Consider the following 1,272-nt stretch of genomic DNA (forward strand, 5'->3'; position numbering starts at 1 on the left):
GCATGGAGTCGGCGAGCTCGGCGATGTCCTTGGGCATGGTGGCCGAGAAGAACAGCGTCTGCCGCTTGATCGGCAGCTTGGCGACGATCTTCCGGATGTCGTTGATGAAGCCCATGTCGAGCATGCGGTCGGCCTCGTCGAGCACGAGGAATTCGACGCTGCCAAGCTTCAGCCCGTTGCTCTGCACGAGGTCGAGCAGGCGGCCGGGGGTGGCGACCAGCACTTCGACGCCCTGCATCAGCGAGCGGACCTGACGGCCCATCGGCACGCCGCCGATGGCGAGCGTCGAGGACAGGCGGATGTGGCGGCCATAGGCGTTGAAGCTGTCGAGGATCTGGCCAGACAGCTCGCGGGTGGGCGACAGGACCAGGACGCGGGTGGTCTTCGGCTGCGGCTTGATGCGGTGTTCGAGCAGGCGGTGCAGGATCGGCAGCGCGAAGGACGCGGTCTTGCCGGTGCCGGTCTGGGCGATGCCGACGACGTCGCGGCCGGTCAGCGCGGTCGGAATGGTCTGGGCCTGGATGGGGGTGGGGGTGACGTAGTTCTCTTCGGAGAGAGCACGCGCGATCGGTTCGGCGAGGCCGAAGTCCTGAAACGAAGTCAAAAGATGGGTTCTTTCCATGTCAAAGGCGGGCGCCCGGCGCATTCAGCGCGGCGCGCGCAAACGGGTGTCGAGAAGACACCTGCGTGTTTGGGGTGTCGGATGGCTTGGGAGATATGGGGCAAGCCAGACGCCCGTAGAGGGCTTAAGAACACGCGGCTCGCAACGACCCCTTGATTCGCAAGAAGTCTCGACCGTCCATATGGAACATTGAGCGGGCGCTTTCAAGGCAGGTTGGCCCGAAACGGCGTTTGCGGTGCAAAAATAGTTATGCCGGAAATTTAGACAGAGGTATCGTTTTGCTCAAAAAATGTACTGTCTGCCACATTAGCATACAATTTATTTGCTCAAGTCTTGAGCAATCAGACTGCGGCTAAATTTCGATTTTTGCCAGTTTTTCGAATAAAACCAATGGCTTGGTGTGTGTCCAGCCCATGGCATGGTTCTTGCGATTCCGTTAACCGCAGGCGGCCGTGGGGCCGTTTCGCAGCGTTTTCACGTCTGCGTCAGGGAGATGATACACAAATGCTTACCAAATCCACTCACGATATAGCGGCGTCATTTAGCCGCCGCGGCGTGCTCGCTGCGACCGCCGGACTGATGCTCGGTCTGGCCTCAATTTCCGGCGCGAAGGCCGCGGACGACACCATCAAGGTCGGTGTGCTTCACTC

At 60.4% G+C, this 1,272-nt stretch carries 1 protein-coding gene and 1 pseudogene; one reads left to right on the forward strand and one right to left on the reverse strand.

The window, feature by feature from the left end:
• Window positions 1-646 (reverse strand): DEAD/DEAH box helicase (locus tag AC1D00_RS41580; protein ID WP_477014702.1); only part of this gene is annotated, 646 nt, incomplete at its 3' end.
• A 366-nt stretch (window positions 647-1,012) separates the two neighbouring features.
• Between AC1D00_RS41580 and AC1D00_RS41585 the strand changes: the two are divergent.
• Window positions 1,013-1,272, forward strand: a pseudogene (locus tag AC1D00_RS41585) (urea ABC transporter substrate-binding protein); the annotation flags it as partial.

It is taken from the genome of Bradyrhizobium sp. P2_E8 (assembly GCF_056403875.1).